This window comes from uncultured Bacteroides sp., assembly GCF_910586915.1.
GTDB lineage: Bacteria > Bacteroidota > Bacteroidia > Bacteroidales > Bacteroidaceae > Bacteroides.
This window is the reverse complement of the sequence record NZ_CAJULN010000018.1, coordinates 1-24,052: the sequence shown is the minus strand read 5'-3', so window position 1 is coordinate 24,052 and position 24,052 is coordinate 1. Positions and strand designations below refer to the sequence as shown.

Genomic DNA, 24,052 nt, shown 5'->3' with positions numbered 1-24,052 from the left:
GATTAGTTTACGGAAGGAAGCGGAGAATAATCCTTGCTGTAACGCAACATTTGTTCCACATAACCTTCGTCATAAGATACCGTGACATCGGTAATGTTTCCCTTTTCGTCTGTTACCGGTTCATATTTCGGATTCACAAAGCCTTTGTATGGAGCCAAGTTCAATTTTTTGTAACGCTCCAATATTTCAGCGTGCAAAGTCGGGTCCACTTTTACCGCATAGTTCTCTACCAACGAACGGGCGGCTTCAAAATCGCCAGTCGATTTGATACGCTGAATTTCTGCTAACAACTCGCCGAACAGTTCACGGACTTTCTGATAGTCATTGATGACAACATAGGTCTTTCCGTCTTTCTTCACTAATTCCACCACTTTATCGGCCGCCCCTTTTTCATATACCCAACGAGCAATCAACTGGCGGTTACGCATATGGGCTTCTTCCACAGTGTTTCCCGGTTCGATACGTACCAACTGCGTCATCAGACCATTCATCAGATAAGTGTAGAACTGCGCCTTGTATGCTTCGGGAGAAGAGAGAAGTTTCAGTTCCACCAACTTCGGGTCGGCCACGTAATACAAACCGAACAAGTCGGCACGTGCTTCTTCAATCGTAGAACCGTAAGCCTTCAATGCATCGGGGTCTACGCCGGGAAGTAACTTGCCGGAACCGTGTCCCAAACATTCGTGCAAGTCAGTGTGCAAGTCGTCCGTGAGGTCGCTGTAAGCATCTATCAATTGTCTTTCCGCATCGCTGTAAACAAATTCTTCGTTGAATCCGTTTCCGTGAGCGGCTTTGTTATAAGCATCTGTAATATTACCGATAGTCACCGATTTGGAACCGTGATTGGCACGAATCCAGTTTGCATTCGGCAGATTAATACCGATAGCAGTGGCAGGATAAAGGTCGCCTGCAAGAATGGCAGCAGTAATTACTTTAGCCGATACCCCCTTCACTTCGTCTTTCTTGAAGGCTTTGTCTACCGGAGAATGGTCTTCAAACCACTGTGCATTGCTGCTAATAATCTCCGTGCGATGTGTAGACTCTATATCTTTGAAGTTCACCAATGACTCCCAGCTTGCCTTCATACCCAACGGGTCGCCATAACTTTCCGTAAATCCATTCACAAAGTCGATTCGCGAATCGAGGTCTTTTACCCAAAGGATGGCGTATTCATCAAAATCCTTCAAACTACCGGTTTCATAGAATTGAATCAGTTTCGCGATAACCGCTTTCTGCGCATCATTCTCCGCTACGCCTTCTGCTTTCTTCAACCAATAAACGATTTTCTCGATAGCTTGCGTATAGAGTCCGCCTACTTTCCAGGCCTTTTCCTGCAACTTGCCGTTTTCTTTGACCAAACGGCTGTTCAAACCATACGAAACCGGAGTTTCATCTTTCGGGTCTTTCATTGCATTATAGAAACTTTCGGCTTCCTGCTGCGTCACTCCGTCGTAATAATTGGATGCGGAAGTCAGTACAAGATCCTCACCGTCTGCCTGATTCACTCGTTTCGGCATGACAGTCGGGTCAAAGATTACCGGGAAAAGCTCGTCGCAAAGCTGTCCGGCAGTCTGTCCTTCGGCCAACGGAAGTAACTCCGCATCAAGTCCAAGCACAGCCTGCTTTAAGAAATCCTGTGAAAAGCCGGGCACAAATTTCTCCGAACCATAATGATGATGAATACCATTGGAGAACCACACCCGCTTCAAGTACACTTCCATGTTCTTGAAATCCGGGATCGTCTTATCTCCCTGATAGTTCGTATATACTGCTTCAAGCATCCGCCGGATTCTCAAATTGTATTTTCCATTCTGGTCGAAGAGGATATCTCTTCCTTCCAGCGCGGCCTCTGTCAGATAATAAATCAGTTCTTTCTGTTTGAGCGTCAGTTCCTCAAATCCGGGGACTCTATAACGCAAAATCTGTAAGTCTGCAAATTGTTCCACTGTATAATTAAATTTTTCTGCCTCGGCAGTTGTTGTTTTGGTTCCGCCGCACGACGTTAAAATCGTGGCAGCTAAGGCCATTGAAATAAAATGTTTATTCATAATGTCAGTGTCGATTAATTAAAAACAATAAAAGGAATTATCTCCAAAGTTCCATTTAGAGGTAATTCCTTTTGATTTATTCTGAAATTCGATTACTTTTTGTTTTCCAATTGTCTTTTACGATATCCGTTAGGAGTTTCACCTACGTTCTTGTAAAATGCTGCGTAAAAAGATTGACGATTTGCAAAGCCAACCATAGCGCTAATTTCTTCCACATTTTTGTCGGCATAACGCTTATCCGTCAATAAATGCAAAGCATCCTTCACTCTGTATTCATTCAACAGGCAAGAGTAATTCATACCGAAACGCGAGTTGACTACGGCAGAAAGGTAACGGGTATTTGTTTTAAGTTCTTTCGCCAAGTCTTTCGCCGAATAGTCAGGGTCCTTATACTTCTTCTGAACAACGATGATATTCAGAATCTTGTCATACAACTCGTCTGCCAATTCCGGTCTGATCAACGATCTGTATGCAGCTTTCTTTTCTTTCTTTTCCCTCAAATTGTAGGGACGTTTTTTCGGAGTTTCTTCCGCTTTTTTGTTCTCTAAATCACTCATTGAATTAACTGGTTAGGGTTTGTTCACTTGTTAATTATCACATCTTTGCAACATAGTATGTTACAAAAGTCTTACTTTTTTTTTAAACACACAATCTTTTTGTGCATTTTTTTATCAGTAAAACAATCAAAAACCTTGAAAAAGAAGGAATGAGGTTGAATAATAAGAAACTTTAACCTTTTTATATTTCATCTCGGAAACTGAAATCCGTACATGATGGAGATTGTCAAAGAAAAACGTACCTTTGCAGCAAGTTAAAAAAAGCGTTCATGAGAGAAACTCTAAAAAAATATTTCGGATACGATAGTTTCCGTCCTTTGCAAGAAGATATCATCCGCCACGTCCTGCATAAGAAAGATGCATTGGTGCTAATGCCCACTGGCGGAGGGAAATCCATCTGTTACCAACTCCCCGCTCTACTCAGCGAAGGTACGGCTGTCGTGGTATCTCCGTTGATTTCATTAATGAAAGACCAGGTGGAAGCATTATTGGCAAACGGAATTGCCGCCGGAGCACTGAACAGCAGCAATGACGAGACAGAAAACGCCAATCTGCGCCGTGCCTGCATCGAAGGGCGTTTGAAGTTGCTTTACATTTCACCGGAGAAACTGTTGGCGGAAAAAGACTACCTGTTGCGAGATATGCATATTTCTCTGTTCGCTATTGATGAAGCCCATTGTATTTCGCAATGGGGACATGATTTCCGCCCGGAGTACACTCAAATGGGAGTACTCCACCGGCAATTTCCACACATACCGATTGTTGCCCTGACCGCCACTGCCGATAAAATAACCCGAGAAGACATTATCCGGCAACTCCACCTTGTCGAACCCCGCACTTTCATCTCCTCTTTCGACCGCCCCAACATCAGCCTGACAGTAAAACGGGGATTCCAAACCAAAGAGAAGAACAAGGCGATTGTAGAATTTATCCACCGACATAAAGGAACAAGCGGAATTATCTACTGCATGAGCCGCAACAAAACGGAAACGGTAGCACAGATGTTGCAGAAACAAGGAATCCGTTGCGGGGTCTATCACGCCGGATTGTCTACGCAGCAAAGAGACGAAACACAAGACGATTTTATCAACGACCGGATTCAGGTAGTATGTGCCACGATTGCTTTCGGCATGGGCATAGACAAATCGAATGTCCGTTGGGTAATCCACTACAATCTGCCCAAAAGCATCGAAAGTTTTTATCAGGAAATAGGGCGTGCCGGACGCGACGGTCTGCCGAGCGACACCGTATTGTTTTATTCGTTGGGAGATTTGATACTGCTGACCAAGTTTGCCACGGAAAGCAACCAGCAGAGCATCAATATTGAAAAGCTACAACGTATGCAGCAGTATGCGGAAGCCGACATCTGCCGGCGAAGAATCCTGCTGAGTTATTTCGGGGAAACAACCACGGAAGACTGCGGCAATTGTGATGTCTGCAAAAATCCCCCGCAACGGTTTGACGGCACAATCATTGTACAAAAAGCGTTAAGTGCCATCGCACGTGCAGAACAACAGATAGGAACAAGCGTATTGATTGACATACTTCGGGGAAATTATTCGGCCGAAGTGACAGGGAAAGACTACCAGAAACTTAAAACTTTTGGCGCCGGACGTGATATTTCTCCCCGCGACTGGCAGGACTACCTGTTGCAAATGCTTCAACTCGGTTATTTTGAAATTGCTTATAATGAGAACAACCATCTCAAAATAACATCCAGCGGAAGCGATGTTCTCTTCGGAAGGACGCAAGCAACATTGGTAGTCATCCGCCACGAGGAAAAAACTTCGCAAAAAGGGAAAAAGAAAAAAACGGTTATCGCCAAAGAACTCCCCTTCGGCACGGCAAGCGGCGAAAGCAGCGACCTCTTCGAAGCACTGCGCGGATTGCGCAAACAACTTGCCGACCAGGAAGCACTGCCCGCCTACATCGTGTTGTCGGACAAAGTGCTGCATTTACTCAGCATCTCCCGCCCGACAACCATCGAAGAGTTCGGCGAAATCAGTGGTATCGGCGAACACAAAAAAAGGAAATACGGGAAGGATTTTGTCAACCTGATTCGGCAATTTGTGGAATAGCTGCTTGTCTTCGAAGGAATCATCGGCAAGTATGAAAAGTCGTGGCGTTATTTGCACTGCCATAGCAGTTCGCGCAAATCGGCAGGCGGTACGCCCAAAGATATCGCTTTTTCAAAATCCGCTTTTGCCAATACTTTTTTCTTTTGAGCCAAATAGATATTTCCGCGCAACAGATACGCATCTACCGAGGATGCATCCAGGCGGACAGCCTCGTCCAAATCGACCAATGCCAAATCGTCGTGCTTCATCTCCCGTTCCACATCGGCACGGGCGATATAAAGCGTCGCGTCATCAGGCCTTTCCACAATCATCTTGTTCAGAATCTCAAGAGCTTCGCGAAACTTTCCTTCTTTCTGCTCCAAAGTAGCCAGTCCGAGCCGACCGCTATAACTTTGGGAATCAATCTCCAGCAAACGGTTGTAATCTATCCGGGCGGCGGGATAATCCCTACGCTTCGCGTAAATATAAGCACGCATCAGCAATGCTTCCTTATTGTTTTTATCCTCATCGAGTACCAGACAATAATCTGTGTAAGCCTTGTCCGTCTTTCCCATTTCCATGCAAATAGCGGCACGGTCGAGCAGAATGGGGACTGCCAACGGAGCAAAATTAAGTGCAAAAGAATAAGATTCGAGTGCCTTGTCGAACGCTCCCAACCGACGTTGTACCAAGCCCAGATTCGAAAAAAGCAACGCATTCCTTGCATTCTTCGGCTCCATCTCCAAAGCCTTAATCAAAAGTTCTTCAGCTTGAAGAAGACTGTCCTTCTCGATGCATTCGATTGCTTTTTCAGATAACTGCCGATAGCTCTGCGCACAGATAACTGCCGGAAAAGAAAAGAGTAATGCTATAATAATTCTTACCATAATAATATAGGTATATGATTTAAAATGTTCATCCGCTATTTTCCCTCTCTATATGAGGTAGTTACAGTGCATATATATCCTGCATCCACCGCATATATGTCCTACGCGCAGCATCCATATGTCCTGTGTCCAGCATCTATATGCGCTGGACGCAGGATATATATGCGCTGTAACAGGCTGATTATAAGACTAAACCGTAAATAACCCGGTAGACAAATAACGTTCTCCCGTATCGGGCAGCAACGCTACTATTTTTTTATCCTTAAATTCCGGACGCTGTGCCAACCGGCGTGCCGCATATACCGCCGCACCCGAAGAGATTCCTGCCAACAAACCTTCCGTTGCCGCCAACTCACGCGCCGCACGAATTGCTTCCTCATCGGGAACAGCAATCACTTCATTCACCAAAGAGGCATCATACAGTTTCGGAATAAAGTTTGCCCCGATTCCCTGAATGCGATGCGATGCCGCCTTCCCTCCCTCCAATACGGGAGAAGCCGCCGGCTCCACAGCTACGATATAAATCTTCGGATTGTGCTTCTTCAATGCACGGGCAACCCCACAAACCGTTCCGCTCGTGCCCACTCCGGCAACAAACACATCGACTTCTCCCTCCGTATCCCGCCATATCTCCTCACCCGTCGTACGCTCGTGCGCAGCAGCATTGGCAGGATTCTCAAACTGTTGCAGAATCAACGAACCGGGAATACCGTCGCGCAGTTCTTCGGCTTTAGCAATGGAAGCGGCCATCCCGCCTGCACCGTCGGTCAGTACAATTTCGGCTCCGAGCGCTTTCAAGAGATTCCGCCGTTCCAAACTCATGGTTTCGGGCATGGTCAATATCAGATGATACCCTTTAATCGTAGCAACCATTGCCAATCCCACCCCTGTATTTCCACTTGTCGGTTCAATAACGGTGGCGCCCGGCTTCAATATTCCGCGCGCTTCGGCATCTTCAATCATGGAGAGAGCCGCCCTGTCCTTCACACTTCCTGTCGGATTAAAAGATTCCAGTTTGGCAATAATGTTTTGTTCAAGAGCATACTTCTTGCTGTAACCCGAAAGTTCCATCAACGGAGTATTTCCTACTAAATCAGTCAGTTTCTTTGCTATCTTTACCATCTTATCAGCGTCAGTTCAATAAAATACACTTGGTTCGTTTCCGGCAAACAGCCACAGGCTCGTACTATGCAATTACAACATTTACAAACTCTTACTGTCGCATTTACCGACAACAAAATTATCGAAATATTTCATTGGGCTGATGTTTTCTATATCTTTTTTTGATTCTTTTCCGAAAAATACACCAATCGGATATATTCTTCAGTTCTTCCAAAAACATAAAATCCGGTCAATAAACTCACATGATTGAGATAAGAATGAACAACACATTCTGTCCATAATAATGAAGCATCTACCCATTTTCTACAATTTTTCGATGCATAATACGTATTCTGTTGATAATTAGAGACTATGAAAAGGATTGAAGAAGTCCCATTAGAACTTAATATATTGCTGTTGCATATCAATATAAGCATCTGAAATTGCGGGATAACAACCGTTACTGCAAATTTGGAGTATGTTTTGAAAGGAATATTCATAAAGTATTTTCTAAATATTCGTCATTTTATAACGGATAATTTTAGATACTTCGTTGATTTTATAATAAAAATAAGCATTTCGCTTGTTGTTTACAACATTTTTTATACATTTGCGCCGTTAATCTAAATTTCATTGAAAAGCATAAGTTCTAATGGTACTTGATACTTTGGGAGTTTTTGCTTTTCAAAAAACTTTAAAAAATCATTATATGATTAAGTATCTAAAATCCGTAGGTGTTTTATTGTTCTTGTCAACTATCTGTAACGGAACAATTTACGCCATCGAAGGAGAAAGAATGACAAGCGTGAGCGTGACTCAGCAAAATGGTACTTGTACCGGAGTTGTAAAAGATGCTACTGGCGAAACAATCATCGGCGCATCTGTGGTAGTAAAAGGTTCCACAACCGGAACCATCACCGGAATTGACGGAGATTTCTCTCTTTCCAATGTTCCTAAAGGAAGCACAATCATCATTTCATTTGTAGGCTATCAGACAAAAGAGGTAAAATGGACAGGGGCTCCGTTGAATATTACCTTAAGCGATGATACCAAAGTACTGGATGAAGTAGTGGTAGTGGGCTATGGAACACAGAAAAAAGTAAATGTGACAGGTGCGGTAAGCATGGTCGGTTCAGATGTAATTGAGTCGCGCCCCGTTGCCAACGTCAGCCAGGCCTTGCAAGGTGCGGTTCCCGGCTTGAATCTCTCCACCAGTTCAAGCGGCGGTGACCTCAACTCCCGCATGAACATCAATATCCGTGGTACGGGTTCTATCGGCGACGGTTCTGTGGACAGTCCCTTGATTTTGATTGACGGTATAGAGGGAGATTTAAACTCTCTGAACCCGAATGATGTGGAAAGTGTGTCGGTACTGAAAGATGCCGCTTCGGCTTCTATCTACGGTTCACGTGCTGCATTCGGTGTAGTCTTAGTGACAACCAAGAGCGGAAAAAGCGGTAAAGTGAAAGTCACTTATTCCGGTGATGTACGTTTCAGCACCGCAACACAAGTGCCGCAAATGGCCAATTCACTGCAATTTGCCACTTACTTCAATGCGGCGAATACCAATGCCGGCGGTTCAAACATATTCTCTGATGAAACAATGGAAAACATCAAGAAGTATATGAACGGTGAATTCAAAGACCCTAACCAACCGGAATATTGGGGAACTACAGCCAATGAATCAGACGGCAAATGGAACAATTATGGTTCGGCTTTTGCCAACACAGACTGGTTTGAGGAATTCTATAAGAAGAATGTGCCTTCTACCCAACACAATGTAAGTTTGAGTGGCGGCAGCGAGAAGTTCAACTGGTCGGTCAGTGGAAGTTTCCTGTTGCAGAACGGCTTGATTTCTCATGGACACGACGAACTGGACCGCTATACACTGAATAGCAAAATCGGTGCCGAACTGGCCTCTTGGGCACGTTTGGAATACTCTACCAAATGGACACGCAAGGATTACGAAAAGCCCCAATACCTGACCGGTTTGTTCTTCCATAACATTGCACGCCGCTGGCCTTCTTGCCCGATAGTGGACCCGAACGGCAACTGGATGGCAGAAATGGAAATTTACGAATTGGAAGACGGTGGTATATATAAGGAAAACAATGACGAATTCACCCAGCAGTTAAAGTTCACCTTCACCCCCTTGAAGGGATGGAACATTTATGCCGAAGGTGCTTTGCGTCTTACCAACAACAAAACCACTCAAAATAAAATTCCTATCTATAACTACAATGTAGCCAATGAACCAATGCTGCGTGATTCGGGCTATGGAACAGAGACTTATGTTTACGACAACCGCTACCACCAAAACTATTATGCGGTAAACGTCTATACCGATTATACCCGCAGTTTTGGAAAGCACAACGGAAAAGTATTGTTAGGATTGAACTACGAACGTTACAATCAGGACAATATGTGGGCAAGCGGCACGAACCTTACTACCGAAGACAAACCGTTCCTAAGCCAGACACAAAGCAACAAAAAGAACAGCGACGGCTATTGGAACAGAGCTACTGCCGGTTATTTCGGACGTTTCAATTACGACTATGACGGCAAGTACCTGGCAGAGTTCAACATCCGCTACGACGGTTCTTCACGCTTCTTGGCCGACAAGCGTTGGGCTTGGTTCCCGTCCGTATCTTTGGGATGGAATATTGCCCGCGAGGAGTTTTTTGGAAAAGCAAGCGAAACGGTCAATACCCTGAAACTCCGTGCTTCTTGGGGACAATTAGGTAACACCAGCTCCAATTATTACAGTTTTTGGGATTGGTATCCGTTCTACCAACAGCAGGCTATCAACTCAGCCGCCAGCAATTGGCTGATAAACGGTGAAAAACAGAACATATCTTCACTGCCCAGCATCGTTAACGCCAGCATGACTTGGGAAACGGTAGAAACATGGGACATCGGTTTCGATTTCGGAGTTTTCAATAACCGTTTGACCGGAACTTTCGACTGGTATAGCCGTACAACCAAAGATATGATTGGTCCGGCTCCTATTTTGGGTTCAGTATTGGGAACCAATGCACCCAAAACCAACAACTGCGATATGCGTACTTCGGGTTGGGAACTGGAAATCGGCTGGCGCGACCAAATTAACGATTTCAAATATGGAGCCCGTTTCAATATTTCGGACAACCGTTCCAAAATCCTAAACTATCCATACGACGGTCTGTTTGAAAATCAAAGCATCTACGGCTATTACAACGGCAAATATCTGAATGAGATTTGGGGTTATGAAAGTATAGGCCTCGCCTCTTCAAAAGAAGAAATGGACAGTTGGCTGGCAAACAACAAACCCAACTGGGGAAGCAACTGGAACGAAGGTGACGTGATGTACAAAGACGTGAATAATGACGGAATTGTTACTCCGGGTGCAAGCACTTTGAAAGACCACGGCGACTTGAAACGTATCGGTAATGCAACTCCCCGCTACCGCGTCGGTTTGAACTTAGATGCTGCATACAAGGGATTCGACTTTTCTGTTTTCTTCCAGGGAGTATTGAAACGCGACTGGGCTTTCGGCAGCGGTGACGCTTACTTCTGGGGAGCACAAGGAAATATGTGGCAAAGTGCTTGTTTTGAAGACCACTTGGATTATTGGACAAAAGAAAACACCGACGCCTACTATCCGAAACCCTATTTTGGCGATATCCGCAAAAATCAACAGACACAGACACGTTATTTGCAAAGTGCCGCTTATCTCCGTTGCAAGAACATCCAGTTGGGATATACTTTCCCGAAATCTCTGCTGACGCCGGCAGGAATCAGCAACCTCCGTGTCTATCTGTCATGCGACAATTTGTTCACTATCACCAGTCTGACCGATATATTTGACCCCGAAGCATTCGGAGGATATGGCGACGAAGGTTGGGGTAGCGGTAAGACTTATCCGTTGCAACGTACCATATCTGTGGGTGTAAATCTTAGTTTTTAAATTATTAAAAGAGAAATATTATGAAAATAAATACAAAACATATCGGATTATGTCTTTTGTTGGGCGCCACTGCCATGAGTACTACCTCATGCAACGACCTGCTTGACCTGAATCCTGTAAGCCAAATCACACCGGAATCATTCTACACGTCGGCCGACCAATTGGCTACTTACCTCAACAATTATTACAATGATTATCTGGTTGCCCCATATAGCGGACAAATGTATCATGTTCAAGGTTATAATGACGGTATGGCACGTTCGGACGGCAATACCGACATCATGGTAGCAGGATTGGGCGGCAATACCACTCTTTTTGCCGACAACCACTGGGAAGTATCCAAAGACAAAGCGCTTCAAGGATACTACAATGGAGTACGCATCTACAATTACTTTTTGAACAAAGCCATCACCGGTCACGAAAACGGAACGATTACCGGCGATGCGGAACTGATAAAGAACTACATCGGAGAAGGTTACTTCTTCCGTGCATTATGTTATTTCCGAATGCTGGCCTACTATGGCGATTTGCCTATCGTTACCGAAGTATTGGAAGACAATGATGCGGTTATTGTAGAAAACAGCAAACGCAGCCCGCGCAATGAAGTGGCACGTTTCATCTTGGGCGATTTGGATAAGGCCATTGCCCACCTGGCAAGCCGCGAACGGTTCAACGGCCAGCGTGTCAGCAAAGAAGCCGCCCTGTTATTCAAGTCAAGAGTTGCCTTGTTCGAAGCTACCTTCGAGAAATACCACAAAGGAAGCGGACGCGTACCGGGAGATAGCAACTGGCCCGGAGCGAATATGTCCTACAACAGTGGAAAGAGTTTCAACATCGACAACGAAGTGAACTTCTTCCTGACAGAAGCCATGAGTGCAGCCAGACAAGTGGCGGAGAATGCACAACTGACCGCCAATAACCATATAATGGAGCCTCAGCCGGGCACTATTACAGGTTGGAACGAGTATTTCGAAATGTACAGCCGCCCTTCACTGAACGATGTGCCCGAAGTGTTGTTATGGAAACAGTACAACCGTAGTTTAAGCATCAGCCACGATGCAGCTTATCGTGTAAAGACCGGTTGTGCCGACGGATATACCCGTACTTTTGCCGAATCTTTCCTGATGAAGAACGGATTGCCCATCTACGCTGAAGACAGCAATTATCAGGGTGACGTGAGCATTGATAAAGTGAAGCAGGACCGCGACGAACGTCTCCAGCTCTTTGTATGGAGCGAAAGCACATTGCTCGATTCCGACCCCACTGCTCCCCAATATGGGCAAACATTCGCAAAGCCGGGTATAGACAACTCCAATCAGGAAATACGTTGCATCACAGGATACCAACCGCGTAAGTATTACACATACGACTACGCCCAGACTCCAAACGACGAATTGCGCTGCACCAATGCATCTCCCATTTTCCGTACAGCCGAAGCATTGCTGAATTATATGGAAGCGTGTTACGAAAAGAACGGAACATTGGATGCCGACGCCAAAAAGTATTGGAAACAACTGCGCGAACGTGCCGGTGTAAGCAGTGACATTGATGCCACCATCGCAGCTACCGACCTGTCAAAAGAAAAGGATTTCGGGGTGTACTCAGGAACCACACCCGTGGATGTTACCTTGTATAACATCCGCCGCGAACGTATGAACGAGCTATTCAGCGAAGGACAACGTTTTGCCGACCTGATACGCTGGCGTTCGTTCGACCGCATGATTACTACCAAGTGGATTCCCGAAGGAGTCAATTTCTGGGAAAGTCTTTATCAGCTATACGACCCGGATATCAAGGCAGACGGCACACCGGATGCAGTCGTGTCCGGAAAAGACCAAAGCAAATACCTGCGCCCCTACAGCCGCAACCTGGAAAGTTCGAATGAATTGCGCGAGGGTTACAACTGGCACGAAGCCTATTATCTGTATCCGATAGGAATCAGTGACATACTCACGGCTTCTGCCGACCGCAACTTGGAGAACAGCAATATCTATCAAAACATCAACTGGCCGCTCAAAGCAGGCGGACACGCTGAGAAATAATATTTCAACATAGCATAGAGCGAAGGACAGGGGATTCTTAAGGGTTCTCTGTCCTTTTTTCGTATATCCGAAGAATGAAGAAATAAGAATGTTTTATACCACTTCATGAGAAAGATAAAGAAAAGTGTAGTAACTTTGTATCCGTTCAATCTTTTTAAGTTTACAGAATATGAAAAAGAGAATCATCCAATTTCTCACAACCTACTTTCTATTTGTTCTTTTATTCGTTCTTCAGAAACCGGTCTTCATGGTCTGCTACCATGACCTATATACCCATGCATCTTTTGTCGACTACCTGCGCGTCATGTGGCACGGCCTGCCGTTGGATTTGTCGCTTGCAGGATATCTGACGGCTATCCCCGGACTGTTGCTCGCCGCCTCCGCCTGGACAAACTCGGCCTTGCTCCGCCGCATCCGGCAGGGATACTTCGGACTCATCGCCTTTGTGATGGCCTGCATCTTTATCGTCGATTTGGGATTGTACGGCTATTGGGACTTCCGCCTCGACGCCACTCCCATTTTCTATTTCTTCTCTTCTCCCAAAGATGCGATGGCAAGCGTCAGCGGTTGGTTCGTACTACTCGGGCTTTTGGCTATACTGATATATGCAGCAATCCTATACTGCATTTTCCATTTCGCCCTTATCCGAACAAAAAAGCCGCTCAAAATCCCCTACCGCCGGCAAAACGTATCCCTCGCGCTTCTATTGCTGACCGCCGCCCTCTTCCTCCCTATCCGTGGCGGCTTCACCGTATCGACCATGAATGTGAGCAAAGTATATTTCAGCCAAGACCAGCGGATGAACCATGCTGCCATCAACCCTGCATTCAGTTTCATGTATTCTGCCACTCATCAGACCAACTTCGACAAGCAATACCGTTTCATGGCTCCCGAAGCGGCCGACAAGCTGTTTGCAACAATGATTGACACCCCCGCCACAGCAGCCGACAGCATTCCGCAACTGCTGAATACCCAACGCCCGAACATCGTCTTTATCATTCTCGAAAGTTTTTCCACACACCTGATGGAAACCTTCGGCGGACAGCCCGGCGTAGCAGTCAATATGGACAAATTTGCCAAAGAAGGTATTTTATTCAGTAATTTCTACGCCAACAGTTTCCGTACCGACCGCGGACTGGCTTCCATCATCAGTGCTTACCCCGGACAGCCCAGCACGAGTATCATGAAGTATCCCGAAAAGACGGACAAGCTCCCCTCCATCCCGCGCAGCTTGAAAAAGGCCGGATACAGCCTGAATTATTACTATGGCGGAGATGCCGACTTCACCAATATGCGTTCTTATCTGATATCTTCGGGTATCGAAAAGATTATTTGCGACAAAGACTTCCCGTTGTCCGAGCGTACCGGCAAATGGGGAGCACAAGACCACGTATTGTTTCAACGCTTGATGAAAGACTTGAAAGAGGAACGGCAAAAGGAACCTTTTCTGAAAATCGTCCAGACTTCGAGCAGCCACGAGCCGTTTGAAGTTCCGTTCCGCAAATTGGACGACAAAGTGCTCAATGCCTTTGCATATGCCGACAGTTGCGTGGGCGACTTTGTAGCGCAGTATAAAGAGACACCATTGTGGAAAAACACACTGTTTGTACTTGTAGCCGACCATCAGGGAGCCTATCCGCATCCGATAGAGAACCCGCTGGACGGGCAGACGATTCCGTTCATCCTGATTGGAGGAGCAATCAAGGACTCCTGTATCATAGACACATACGCTTCACAAATCGACATTGCTGCCACTTTGCTTTCGCAATTGGGATTGCCGCACGACGAATTTACTTTCAGCAAAGACATCATGAATCCGGCCTCTCCCCATTTCGGATACTTCACCCGCCCGAGCTTCTTCGGCATGGTGACTCCCGAAAACCAACTGGTGTATAACCTGGACGCCAACGCCGTGCAACTTGATGAAGGCACGGCCAAAGAAGCCAACTTGGAGAAAGGAAAAGCCTTCCTGCAAAAACTGTACGATGACCTTGCCAAGCGGTAGAAAGAGGGTATTATAGAAGATTTATAAGGTAATATAGGATAATTTGCTATTCTTTATTGTATATTTGCGCCGTCAAAAAATTAACGGTAAAGCATGATGGCAAATAGTGAACTCCTCCGGTTCCTGTCGGAAACGGATACAAACATCTTCCTGTTTTTCAACGGTATCCACTCTCCTTTCTGGGATTACTTTATGACTTCTTTTACGGGAAAGGTGATATGGGTACCTATGTATGCTACCATCCTGTATATCTTACTGAAGAATTTTCATTGGAAAGCCGTTCTGTGCTATGTAGTGGCCATCGCCCTCACCATCACTTTTGCCGACCAAGTATGCAGCAGCCTTATCCGGCCGGTTGTTGCGCGGATGCGCCCTGCCAATCTTGAAAACCCGATTGCCGACATGGTACACATCGTAAACGGATACCGGGGAGGAAGCTACGGATTTCCGTCCTGCCACGCCGCCAATTCCTTCGGACTTGCCCTGTATGTGATATGCACGTTCCACAAACGGTGGCTCAGCCTTTTCATCCTCGCATGGGCGGTGCTCAACTGTTATACCCGCATCTATTTGGGGGTACATTATCCCGGCGACTTGCTTGTGGGCGGTATCATCGGAGGATTCGGAGGATGGATGTTCAGCACCATTGCCCGCAGAACGACAGGATATTTATCACCTTCCACAGAGATAAGCAGAAAGGATGTCGAACAGACATCGGTCACTATTTACACTGGATTGCTGACGTTGCTTGGAATTCTTATATATTCCACCATCAAAAGTTGGTAGTCTTCGCACATACGATTTCCACTATCTTCCCCCAACTGCCAAACCCTAAAAATATAGCCTAATATTCAGCTTGTTACAGCATCTATATCTGCTGGCTACAGGAGATATAGATGCTGGAAGTTGGACATATAGATGCTGGAGACAGGAGATATATGCGGTGAAAGTAGGATATATATGCGCTGCAACTCCCTCATAATGAGAGGGAAAATAGCAGGCCTATTGTCATTATCAGACATAGGCTTCATCCGACAGGGGAGGAAGCGGCAGGTGAAGTCAAGCCTTCCGGATGTAATCGACAATCCACTGTCCTACCTCCTTTGTGCCGTACCGAGCACCACCGGAAACCTGTATCTCCGGCGTACGCACGTTCTCGTCCAGCGATGCATCCACCGCCTTGCGAATCAACGCTTCCTCTTCTTTCAGGTCGAAATACTCAAACAGCATCGCTACGGAAAGAATCTGCGCCAACGGATTGGCAATGTTCAATCCCTTCGCCTGCGGCCATGAGCCGTGAATGGGCTCAAACACCGGAGTACTCTCGCCGGTAGAAGCGGAAGGAAGCAATCCCATCGAACCGCTGATGACCGACCCTTCGTCCGTCAGGATATCGCCGAATGTATTTTCCGTCACCATCACATCGAAGAAGGCAGGCTCCTGAATCATCTTCATGGCAGCATTGTCTACAAACATATAGTCGGTAGTCACCTCCGGATAAGCAGGCGCCATCTCCTGTGCAATCTGACGCCACAGGCGGGAAGAGGCAAGCACGTTCGCCTTGTCTACCACCGTAAGGTGTTTTCTGCGTTTCATCGCATATTCGAAGGCCACCTTCAAGATACGTTCGATTTCGGGACGGGTGTAGTAGTTGGTATCGTAGGCCTTGTCGTTGTCCTGATACTTCTCGCCGAAATACATACCGCCGGTCAGTTCGCGGATACAGATAAAGTCGGCATTCTCGACCAGTTCGGCACGCAACGGCGATTTGTGAATCAAGCATTTGAATGTCTGTACGGGACGGATATTGGCAAAAAGTCCTAACTTCTTGCGCATGGCAAGCAACCCTTGCTCGGGACGCACCTTAGCGGTGGGATTGTTGTCGAACTTCGGGTCGCCTACGGCAGAGAACAATACTGCGTCGGCCTCTTTGCACGTCCGGTACGTTGCTTCCGGAAACGGGTCGCCCACTTTATCTATCGCGTCGGCACCGCAGATGGCGTAATCATAACTCACCTTATGGCCGAACTTTTCGCAAACGGCACTCATCACCTCTACACCTTGCACCGAGATTTCCGGTCCAATACCGTCGCCTGCTAATACAGCTATTTTAAAATCCATGTTATTTGATATTTAATCGTTATTCTTTTCATATTCATCTTCTATGAGATTGAGCATCTTCATAGTAGCCTTGATGGCGGCTTCCGTCTGGTCGGCATCCAGCCCGCGGGTGCGGAACACCTGCTGGTCGTAGCTCCACGTGATTACGGTCTGCACAAACGCATCCGTGCGGCCACCGGGCGGAATTGTCACCGCGTAATTGGTGAGCATGGGGAAGCTGCGCCCTAAAGTAGACTTGTATATCTTGCGCAAGGCACGGACGAACGCATCATACTGGCCGTCGCCACTCGAACTCTCCTCATACTCTTTTCCGTTGATTTCTATCTTCAACGTTGCCATCGGCTTCAGGCCATGAGCAAGATTGACGAAATAGCTCTTCAACTTGACCTTCTCGCCTATCGAACCGTGTTTCAACACATCGGAAACAATGTATGGCAAGTCCTCCTGCGTCACCACTTCTTTCTTGTCGCCCAACTCGATGATGCGTTCCGTCACTTTGCGCATGGACTCTTCGTCCAGTTGCAGCCCGAGGTCGTCGAGGTTCTTGCGGATATTCGCCTTGCCGCTTGTCTTGCCCAACGCATATTCGCGCTTCCTTCCGAACCGCTCGGGAAGCAGGTCGTTGCAATACAAGTTGTTCTTATTGTCGCCGTCGGCATGGACGCCTGCCACTTGCGTAAAGACATTCTCTCCCACAATCGGCTTATTGGCGGGTATCACAATCCCCGAATAGGACTCTACCACACGGCTTACATCGTTCAGACGGCTTTCGTCGATATTGGTTGCCGCATTGAAGTGGTCTTTCAGAATGGCCTGCACGCTTGCAAGGGGGGCGTTGCCAGCACGCTCGCCCAGCCCGTTGATGGTGGTGTGCAGTCCTTTGACACCGCTCAATACGGCCGCCAGCACATTGCTCACCGCCAAATCATAGTCATTGTGCGCATGAAAATCGAAATGAGTATTCGGGTAACGTTTCTTCATCTTCCGCATATACTCTATCACTTGCAACGGGTTCAAGATTCCCAATGTGTCGGGCAGCATGAACCGTCTGATGTTCGTCTCTTTCAATCCATCCACCAGGCGGAACACATATTCGGGAGAATCCTTTATACCGTTGCTCCAGTCTTCCAAGTAGACATTGACGGCGATATCCTGTTCGTCGGCGTAGCGCACTGCGGCAATAACGTCTGCCAAATGCTCTTCGGGGGTCTTTTTCAATTGCTGCGTACAGTGTTTCAGCGAACCTTTGCAAAGCAGATTGATGACGCGGCAACCGGTACGCTGCACCCAGTCTACCGAGGTAGGACCGTCTACAAATCCCAACACCTCCACCTTGTGAAGCAAATTGCGCCGGGCAGCCCAGTCGCAAATCATCTTCACGGCCTCAAACTCGCCATCGGATACCCGTGCCGAAGCTACCTCCACCCGGTCTACCTTCAAATCTTCCAATAGCAAACGGGCAATCATCAGTTTCTCATGAGGCACAAACGAAACTCCGCTGGTCTGCTCGCCATCGCGGAGCGTGGTGTCCATGATTTCTATTTGCACGCCTTCTTTTCCCATGCTTCTATCTTGTCTTTATTGCTCAGCAGAAAATCAATATCGTCCAATCCGTTCATCAGACAGTGTTTCTTGTAAGCATTGATTTCGAAAGGTTCGCTCTTGCCGGTCGCTTTGTTAGTGATGGTCTGCGCGAGAAGGTTCACTTCCACTTCCATCTTCGGGTCTGCTTCAATCGAATCGAACAGTTCTTGCAAGAATCCTTCGCTTACTACCACCGGAAGCACAAAGTTGTTCAACTCATTATTCTTATGGATATCGGCAAAGAAACTGGACACTACCACACGGAAACCATATCCGGCAATCGCCCAAGCGGCGTGTTCGCGGCTCGAACCGGAACCGAAGTTTTTCCCCGCCACCAATACTTGTCCTCCGTAAAGTGGATTGTTCAGTACGAAATCCTCGTTCAGTGTGCCGTCGGCCTTATAACGCCAATCACGAAAGAGGTTATCGCCGAAGAATTTCTCCTCACGGGTGGTCGCTTTCAAAAAACGGGCCGGAATAATCTGATCGGTATCTATATTTTCCAAAGGTAGTGGTACGCAAGTACTTGTCAGTATATCAAATTTTGTCTTAGCCATCTTGGTATTTACTTTTTTAACGGTTTTACTATTTGCAATTGGAGTTACATCAGTTCCCTCGGGTCGGTAATCACACCCGTCACAGCAGCCGCAGCAGCCACCAACGGACTGGCAAGCAAGGTACGCGCACCCGGTCCCTGACGGCCTTCAAAGTTGCGGTTGCTGGTAGACACCGAATATTTCCCCGCCGGAATCTTGTCATCGTTCATTGCCAGGCAGGCAGAGCATCCCGGCTGACGGATGGCAAAACCGGCTTCGGCCAATATCCGGTCGATGCCTTCTTTGCGAATCTGAGCATCTACCATCCACGACCCCGGAACCAGCCAGGCAATTACATTGTCAGCTTTCTTACGACCTTTCACCACAGAGGCAAATGCGCGGAAATCTTCGATACGACCGTTGGTGCAAGCACCTAAGAATACATAGTCAATCTTCTTGCCTATCAACGATTCGCCAGGCTCGAATCCCATATAATCCAGCGATTTTCTGAAAGAGGACTGAGCAGCTTCTCCCATACCCTCGGTGGTAGGAATATGACCGGTAATGCCCATACCCATGCCCGGATTCGTCCCGTAGGTAATCATCGGCTCGATAGCGGCTGCATCGAAACGGACTTCCTTGTCGAACACGGCCTTGTCGTCGCTCTTCAACGTTTTCCAATAGACAACCGCTTTCTCCCAATCGGCTCCCTTCGGAGCATTCTCACGCTCTTTGATATACTCAAAAGTCACTTCGTCGGGAGCAACCATGCCGCCGCGTGCGCCCATCTCGATGGAGAGATTGCAGAGAGTAAGGCGCCCTTCCATAGTCAGATGGCGGATGGCCGAGCCTGCATATTCTACAAAGTATCCGGTAGCGCCGCTGGTTGTCATTTGAGACATCATGTAGAGTGCCACGTCCTTCGCAGTCACTCCTTTCCCCAATTCACCGTCTACAGTGATACGCATGGTTTTCGGTCTTGACTGAAGGATGCATTGTGAAGCCAGCACCATTTCCACTTCGCTCGTTCCGATACCGAAAGCAATCGCTCCCATCGCACCGTGGGTAGACGTATGAGAGTCGCCGCAGACGATTGTCATCCCCGGCAGGGTCAGACCACGTTCCGGTCCCACCACATGGATAATTCCATTCTTGGGATGCATCATACCGTAGTGAGTGAGTCCAAAGTCTTTCGCATTCTGCGTCAAAGTGTCTACCTGGGTTCTTGAAACCGGGTCTTCAATCGGCTTGTCCTGGTCGTGAGTTGGCGTATTGTGGTCGGGCATACAGAACACCTTTTCCGGACGCAACACGCCGATTCCACGCTTACGCAGTCCGGCAAAGGCTTGCGGGCTTGTTACTTCATGACAATACAAACGGTCGATGTAAAGCTGTGTAGGTCCCTCTTCTACGGTAGTCACTACATGAGCGTCCCATATCTTATCAAATAATGTATTCATCTATCTTATATCTTACTTTTTCTGATTACTATTTACTGTCCTGCTGCCATGCTGGCAAAACACGGTGAGTCTCTTTCTTTACGATTTGAATTTGTTGATACAGTCAATATAGGCTTCTATTGAAGCGGCGATGATGTCCGTATTCGCACCGAATCCATAATAAATCTGATTATCGTATTCCACCTGCATATGCACCTTACCTACATCATCACTTCCCTTGCTGATGGCCTGAATGGTAAATTCTTTCAGCGTCATATGCCGGTCTACAATCTTCCTCAAGGCTTTGATGGCGGCATCTACCGGACCATTGCCACTGGCGCAACCTTCAAACTTCTCACCGGCAATGTTCAACCCCAAACTGGCTACCGAACGGACGCCCACGCCACTTGTCACCTGCAAGTAGTCCAATTTGATACGGTGGTTCTGGCTACGGTCTGCACCTGCCAATACCAAAATATCATCATCATTGATGTCTTTCTTCTTATCAGCCAATTTCAAGAATTCCTCGTAAACCTTGTCCAGTTTCTCTTGCGCCAATTCAACTCCGAGAACAGTCAGGCGATTCTTCAAAGCGGCACGTCCGCTACGGGCAGTCAATACGATGGAGTTGTCGTCAATACCCACTTCATGCGGGTCGATAATCTCATACGTCTGCACGTTCTTCAATACACCATCCTGATGGATACCCGAAGAATGTGCAAATGCATTGCGACCGACAATCGCCTTGTTCGGCTGTACCGGCATATTCATCAGGCTGGATACCATGCGGCTCGTCGGATAAATCTTCTGCGTATTGATATTTGTCTGAATGTCGATTTCGTGATGGCTCTTGATAATCATGGCAATCTCTTCGAGCGCCGTGTTTCCGGCACGTTCGCCGATACCGTTGATGGTGACCTCTACCTGACGCGCACCATTCAAGACGCCTGCTATCGTATTGGCAGTAGCCATCCCCAAGTCATTGTGGCAGTGGGTGGAAAGAATCGCTTTGTCAATACCGTCTACGTGGTCAACCAGGTATTTTATCTTGGCACCATATTCCGAAGGCAGGCAGTAGCCCGTCGTATCCGGTATATTCACCACCGTAGCACCTGCCTTGATAACGGCTTCCACTACACGAGCCAAATATTCATTGTCCGTGCGGCCGGCGTCTTCCGCATAAAACTCTACATCATCCACAAAACGACGGGCATATTTCACGGCAGCTACCGCACGCTCGATAATTTCTTCACGGTTCGAATTGAATTTATATTTGATGTGCGAGTCGGAAGTGCCGATACCCGTATGAATACGTTTGTGCTTTGCAAACTTCAACGCATCGACAGCTACATCAATGTCTTTCTGAACAGCACGCGTCAGCGCACAAATGGTAGGCCACGTCACTGCCTTAGAGATTTCAATCACCGAGTTGAAATCTCCCGGACTTGAAATAGGAAAGCCGGCTTCAATCACATCTACTCCCAACGCTTCCAGAGCTTTTGCCACCTGAATCTTTTCCACCGTATTCAACTGACATCCCGGAACTTGCTCTCCATCCCTTAGCGTGGTATCGAAAATAAATAACCTATTGTCCATATCTTATTCTATTTTATATATCCATTAGCATTAAAAAAAAGCCTTTCACACATGGAAGTGAGAAAGGCTTTCGTATATCTTCATTATACACATTTACACACAGCACCCACTTCCACTAACTCTTGATAGTAGAATAATAATACCACACAATAGAATATGTATAAACATCTGATTCATTTCTTGTCTCTTTTTACAGTTCAACGATGCAAAGGTAGAGATTATTTCGTTATATCCAAACAATACGTTACTTTTTTATTCAATATAACTTCATTTCATAAGATAAACACAATTATAACATCAAATATATTATTCACACAACGCATATCCATCAAAAAAATGAGGGAACAAAGTGTCCGATACACCCTGTTCCCTCGTTTTATGATTCAAATAAGATAAATTACTTCTTATTGCAGCATTCTTTCTTTTCAGTGCAGCCTGCCTTTTCCTCACAGCAGTTCTCCTTCTTCTCGCAGTCTGCTTTCTTTTCGCAACATTCGCCCTTCTTTTCGATGCATTCTGCCTTCTTTTCACAAGTGGCAGTGCAAGAGTCACTGGCCTGGCAGCAAGCATCTGCTTCAACGGCAGTAGCAGCTTCTACGGTTTCCACAGTTGCAGTTTCGCTTTGTGCAGCAGTGTTAGCAGTTTTATTACCAGTACAAGAAATCATTGCAAAGGAAAATGTTACAGCTACAGCAGCCAAAAATAATTTAGTTTTCATACCTTTCAAATTTGCTTTAAACGTTTAATAAAATAATGTCGGCGACAAATATAGCATTATTTTCTCCAAATCAGCCTATAACATCTCTCAAAACTTAATATTATTACAATTCTATCACCGACCAAAACAAATTCTCACTTTCCGTTTCAACCGCCATATTCCCACTTTACAAAAGTATAATGGCAAATAAAATAAATTATTCACCAAGTTCGAGCTGAAAGAGAAGTGAAGCGGAAGCCCGTATTCCTGCAAAGAATAGGATTTCCACAAACAACGATACCGAATGCGGCTTGTTATACGCAAGTCGTTATTCACATTACAACTATGCACAACCTCCAGCCAATAGGGCTTCCCCAAAATATCAACCGTAGGCAAAAGTTTCCGAGCTTTAGTATGACCGTAAAACATTACGGTACGAAAATCCTTATCAGTACGTTCGGTAAGTGTCAGAAAATGATTATGAGGGTAACGCATATGCATGGCTACATGAAGGCGAGGGAAATATTGAAGTCCTATATTCAAACTATACAAAGTCTCTTTAGGAGAAGCAAGAAATTGAGTTTGCAAAGTCTGAAGCATCTCCCGATGTATGGCATCATCATTATCGACATTGGTGGTTAATACAAACTCCTCATCATTCTCCAAAAGAGAGGCAATCTCTTCCCGGATAAATCTACAATTCCTATTATCATCCGAATGGTGGAAATCGGCCGCTTCTTCACTCGAACAAAAACGGGAATGAAATTGCGGCATCAACGTTTTATAAGACTCTATTCTTTTTTTATAAGGTTCGGGAGTATTTTCGTCAAATAGTACCAGCCACACAAAATCGGAAGTAGTTTGTGCTTGAAGAGAAGGGAAACAATAGCTTTCGAACAATCTAAATCGTTCTTCCAGCCATTTGTCGGTAACCGTCGGACAGTTGTTCTTGTCATTTTTCCAAAGGGGCAAATTAAATAAAGTAACAACAAAATGTTTAAATCTGACTGTCATAGTAATAAGTTCTATACTCCGCGTCCCCCTTTCGGATATAATACAAAAAAAGCGTGGGGAACTTTTTACATATTACCTAATCTGAGGCTCTGGACTGCCCATTCCCTGGTAATATAAACAAAAGCCCACGCTTTATGGTATATAAAACTTCTGCTTTGAAGTATATATATATCATCAGCGTGAGCGCTCTTGTCTATTATCCCCGGGAATTGAAATTGTCCAGATTTCAGATTAAGGATAATATCTCAAACGCTCTTTAATTAATTATAAGTCCTTTCAATACTTAACGCATTAAGCCATTGAAATTATTGCAAAGTTATAAAAACTGAATGAATAACAAAAGGAATACGCCCGGAGATTTCTTGGTGCAGTGTACTTGTATCGGGCAAGGAGGATATTGAGAAGAATACAATAGGGCATTA

The 24,052-nt window shown here is 46.2% G+C and carries 16 protein-coding genes; 5 read left to right on the top strand and 11 right to left on the bottom strand.

Annotated elements, in window-relative coordinates:
* Positions 1-2 precede the first annotated feature (2 nt).
* Together QZ331_RS08300 and QZ331_RS08295 are read right to left on the bottom strand one after the other, a co-directional pair.
* Positions 3-2,048 carry a dihydrofolate reductase gene (locus tag QZ331_RS08300; RefSeq protein WP_294629463.1) on the bottom strand — a complete coding sequence of 682 codons (2,046 nt, stop codon included), beginning with the start codon at positions 2,046-2,048 and terminating at the stop codon, positions 3-5.
* A gap of 92 nt (positions 2,049-2,140) precedes the next feature.
* Positions 2,141-2,605 (bottom strand): helix-turn-helix domain-containing protein, encoded by a 465-nt coding sequence (locus QZ331_RS08295; RefSeq protein WP_294629462.1) that lies wholly within the window; start codon positions 2,603-2,605, stop codon positions 2,141-2,143.
* Positions 2,606-2,874: 269 nt separating this feature from the next.
* Between QZ331_RS08295 and recQ the strand changes: the two genes are divergently transcribed.
* Complete coding sequence (recQ, locus tag QZ331_RS08290) at positions 2,875-4,683, top strand: DNA helicase RecQ (RefSeq protein WP_294629461.1); 1,809 nt, start codon at positions 2,875-2,877, stop codon at positions 4,681-4,683.
* 47 nt (positions 4,684-4,730) lie between these two features.
* Here the strand turns inward: recQ and QZ331_RS08285 are convergent, their stop codons facing one another.
* Together QZ331_RS08285 and cysK are read right to left on the bottom strand one after the other, a co-directional pair.
* Positions 4,731-5,549, bottom strand: coding sequence for a tetratricopeptide repeat protein (locus tag QZ331_RS08285; protein ID WP_294629460.1), 819 nt, complete (start codon positions 5,547-5,549; stop codon positions 4,731-4,733).
* Between the two features lie 189 nt (positions 5,550-5,738).
* A complete protein-coding gene (cysK, locus tag QZ331_RS08280) occupies positions 5,739-6,671 on the bottom strand; it encodes a cysteine synthase A (RefSeq protein WP_294629459.1) in 933 nt (310 codons plus the stop codon).
* Between the two features lie 688 nt (positions 6,672-7,359).
* Between cysK and QZ331_RS08275 the strand changes: the two genes are divergently transcribed.
* From QZ331_RS08275 to QZ331_RS08260, 4 genes are all read left to right on the top strand, one after another.
* Positions 7,360-10,596: a TonB-dependent receptor gene (locus QZ331_RS08275; protein ID WP_294629458.1), complete on the top strand. Its 3,237-nt coding sequence runs from the start codon at positions 7,360-7,362 to the stop codon at positions 10,594-10,596.
* A 20-nt stretch (positions 10,597-10,616) separates the two neighbouring features.
* Positions 10,617-12,638 (top strand): RagB/SusD family nutrient uptake outer membrane protein, encoded by a 2,022-nt coding sequence (locus QZ331_RS08270; protein ID WP_294629457.1) that lies wholly within the window; start codon positions 10,617-10,619, stop codon positions 12,636-12,638.
* A gap of 169 nt (positions 12,639-12,807) precedes the next feature.
* Positions 12,808-14,643, top strand: a complete 1,836-nt coding sequence (locus QZ331_RS08265) for an alkaline phosphatase family protein (protein ID WP_294629456.1) — start codon at positions 12,808-12,810, stop codon at positions 14,641-14,643.
* 96 nt (positions 14,644-14,739) lie between these two features.
* Positions 14,740-15,429, top strand: a complete 690-nt coding sequence (locus QZ331_RS08260; RefSeq protein ID WP_294629489.1) for a phosphatase PAP2 family protein — start codon at positions 14,740-14,742, stop codon at positions 15,427-15,429.
* 273 nt (positions 15,430-15,702) lie between these two features.
* Here QZ331_RS08260 and leuB read toward each other — a convergent pair whose 3' ends face one another.
* The 7 genes from leuB to QZ331_RS08225 all read right to left on the bottom strand — a co-directional run bounded on the left by leuB (position 15,703) and on the right by QZ331_RS08225 (position 23,630).
* Positions 15,703-16,764, bottom strand: coding sequence for a 3-isopropylmalate dehydrogenase (gene leuB, locus QZ331_RS08255; RefSeq protein ID WP_294629455.1), 1,062 nt, complete (start codon positions 16,762-16,764; stop codon positions 15,703-15,705).
* A gap of 12 nt (positions 16,765-16,776) precedes the next feature.
* Positions 16,777-18,327: an alpha-isopropylmalate synthase regulatory domain-containing protein gene (locus QZ331_RS08250; protein WP_294629454.1), complete on the bottom strand. Its 1,551-nt coding sequence runs from the start codon at positions 18,325-18,327 to the stop codon at positions 16,777-16,779.
* Positions 18,303-18,905, bottom strand: coding sequence for a 3-isopropylmalate dehydratase small subunit (gene leuD / locus QZ331_RS08245; protein ID WP_294629453.1), 603 nt, complete (start codon positions 18,903-18,905; stop codon positions 18,303-18,305). Before leuD ends, QZ331_RS08250 begins: the two co-directional genes overlap by 25 nt.
* Positions 18,906-18,949: 44 nt before the next feature.
* Positions 18,950-20,344: a 3-isopropylmalate dehydratase large subunit gene (gene leuC, locus QZ331_RS08240; protein WP_294629452.1), complete on the bottom strand. Its 1,395-nt coding sequence runs from the start codon at positions 20,342-20,344 to the stop codon at positions 18,950-18,952.
* Between the two features lie 78 nt (positions 20,345-20,422).
* A complete protein-coding gene (locus tag QZ331_RS08235) occupies positions 20,423-21,919 on the bottom strand; it encodes a 2-isopropylmalate synthase (protein ID WP_294629451.1) in 1,497 nt (498 codons plus the stop codon).
* 397 nt (positions 21,920-22,316) lie between these two features.
* On the bottom strand, positions 22,317-22,637 hold the full coding sequence (locus QZ331_RS08230) for a hypothetical protein (protein WP_294629450.1): 321 nt from the start codon (positions 22,635-22,637) through the stop codon (positions 22,317-22,319).
* A 114-nt stretch (positions 22,638-22,751) separates the two neighbouring features.
* Complete coding sequence (locus QZ331_RS08225) at positions 22,752-23,630, bottom strand: glycosyltransferase (RefSeq protein WP_294629449.1); 879 nt, start codon at positions 23,628-23,630, stop codon at positions 22,752-22,754.
* Positions 23,631-24,052 lie beyond the last annotated feature (422 nt).

Coding starts and splice junctions, on each gene's coding strand:
- QZ331_RS08300 (WP_294629463.1), bottom strand. CDS start 2,048: ATGAATAAACATTTTATTTCAATGGCCTTAGCTGCCACGATTTTAACG.
- QZ331_RS08295 (WP_294629462.1), bottom strand. CDS start 2,605: ATGAGTGATTTAGAGAACAAAAAAGCGGAAGAAACTCCGAAAAAACGT.
- recQ (WP_294629461.1), top strand. CDS start 2,875: ATGAGAGAAACTCTAAAAAAATATTTCGGATACGATAGTTTCCGTCCT.
- QZ331_RS08285 (WP_294629460.1), bottom strand. CDS start 5,549: ATGGTAAGAATTATTATAGCATTACTCTTTTCTTTTCCGGCAGTTATC.
- cysK (WP_294629459.1), bottom strand. CDS start 6,671: ATGGTAAAGATAGCAAAGAAACTGACTGATTTAGTAGGAAATACTCCG.
- QZ331_RS08275 (WP_294629458.1), top strand. CDS start 7,360: ATGATTAAGTATCTAAAATCCGTAGGTGTTTTATTGTTCTTGTCAACT.
- QZ331_RS08270 (WP_294629457.1), top strand. CDS start 10,617: ATGAAAATAAATACAAAACATATCGGATTATGTCTTTTGTTGGGCGCC.
- QZ331_RS08265 (WP_294629456.1), top strand. CDS start 12,808: ATGAAAAAGAGAATCATCCAATTTCTCACAACCTACTTTCTATTTGTT.
- QZ331_RS08260 (WP_294629489.1), top strand. CDS start 14,740: ATGGCAAATAGTGAACTCCTCCGGTTCCTGTCGGAAACGGATACAAAC.
- leuB (WP_294629455.1), bottom strand. CDS start 16,764: ATGGATTTTAAAATAGCTGTATTAGCAGGCGACGGTATTGGACCGGAA.
- QZ331_RS08250 (WP_294629454.1), bottom strand. CDS start 18,327: ATGGGAAAAGAAGGCGTGCAAATAGAAATCATGGACACCACGCTCCGC.
- leuD (WP_294629453.1), bottom strand. CDS start 18,905: ATGGCTAAGACAAAATTTGATATACTGACAAGTACTTGCGTACCACTA.
- leuC (WP_294629452.1), bottom strand. CDS start 20,344: ATGAATACATTATTTGATAAGATATGGGACGCTCATGTAGTGACTACC.
- QZ331_RS08235 (WP_294629451.1), bottom strand. CDS start 21,919: ATGGACAATAGGTTATTTATTTTCGATACCACGCTAAGGGATGGAGAG.
- QZ331_RS08230 (WP_294629450.1), bottom strand. CDS start 22,637: ATGAAAACTAAATTATTTTTGGCTGCTGTAGCTGTAACATTTTCCTTT.
- QZ331_RS08225 (WP_294629449.1), bottom strand. CDS start 23,630: ATGACAGTCAGATTTAAACATTTTGTTGTTACTTTATTTAATTTGCCC.